This window comes from Streptomyces bambusae, assembly GCF_019400985.1.
Lineage (GTDB): Bacteria > Actinomycetota > Actinomycetes > Streptomycetales > Streptomycetaceae > Streptomyces > Streptomyces bambusae_A.
Window position 1 is genome coordinate 1 of the sequence record NZ_WTFF01000660.1, and the last position, 1148, is coordinate 1148.

Annotated in this window: 1 protein-coding gene; it reads left to right on the forward strand. The window is 79.3% G+C overall.

Annotation, left to right across the window (positions count from 1 at the left end; all coding sequences use genetic code 11):
- Window positions 1-1148 (forward strand): acyltransferase domain-containing protein (locus GPJ59_RS36390; protein WP_219672374.1); only part of this gene is annotated, 1148 nt, incomplete at both ends.

Sequence of the window (1148 nt, forward strand, 5' to 3'; positions counted from 1 at the left end):
GGCCGGGACACCGCCGAACTCGCCGCCCGCCTCACCGCCGCCGCCACTGGCATCACCGCCGCGGGCGCCGGCGCCGGCGTTGTGCGCGGCCGCGTCCCCGAGGCCGGACCGGCCCCCCTCGTCCTCGCCTTCCCCGGCCAGGGAGCCCAGCGCCCGGGCATGGCGCTGCCGTTCGCCCAGGCCCTGCCCGGCTTCGCCGAGTCCCTCGCCGAATGCCTCGCCGCGTTCGAGCCCGACCTGGCCGCCGAGCTCGAACGCGCCCTGCACGACCCCGCGTTCCCCGAGGCGGAGCTCGCCCGGACCCGGCTGGCCCAGCCCGCGCTCTTCGCCGTCGAGTACGCGGTCGCCGCCGCGCTGCGCGGCCTCGGCCTGGTCCCGCAGGCCGTGATCGGCCACAGCCTCGGCGAGGTCACGGCGGCCTGTGTGGCCGGCGTACTCGAACTGGCCGACGCAGCCCGGTTCGTGACCCTGCGCGGGCGCGCCATGCAGGACTGCCCGGAGGGCGCCATGCTGGCCCTCGGCTGCGGCGAGGACGCGGCCCGTGAGCTGCTGGCCGACAGCGGCCTGCCCCTGGAGCTCGCGGCGGTCAACTCCCCCGACGGCAGCGTGGTGGCCGGCGCCCCCGAGGCGGTCGAGGAGTTCGGCACCTGGCTCGCCGGGCGCGTCGCCGGGCGCGTCGCCACGCACCGGCTGCGCACCACGCGGGCCTTCCACTCGGCCCTCATCGAGCCGGCCGTGCCGCTGCTCGCCGCGGAGCTGTCCCGGACCACCGTGCACCCGCCGACGCTCGCGTGGGCGGCCGACGACGGCCGGCTCCTGCTGCCCGGTGCCGAGGTCGCCGCGGACTCCTTCGCCGCCGCGGCCCGCAACCCGGTGCAGTTCACCCGGGCCCTCGACGCCCTCGTCCGGCACCTGCCCGGCGCATTGGTCGTGGAGGCCGGTCCCGGCCGTACGATGTCGGCCCTGGCGGAGGCCGCGGACCTGACCGCCGTCCCGCTCGCCGCCGGCCGCGCCGCCCGCGCCGAGGACGTGCTCACCGCGCTGGGCGCGCTCTGGACGATGGGCCAGCCGCTCGCCGCGGACCGCCTCTGCGGCCAGGGGCGCCCCGTACGCCTGCCCGGCTACTCCTTCGCGGGGCCGCGCCGGAC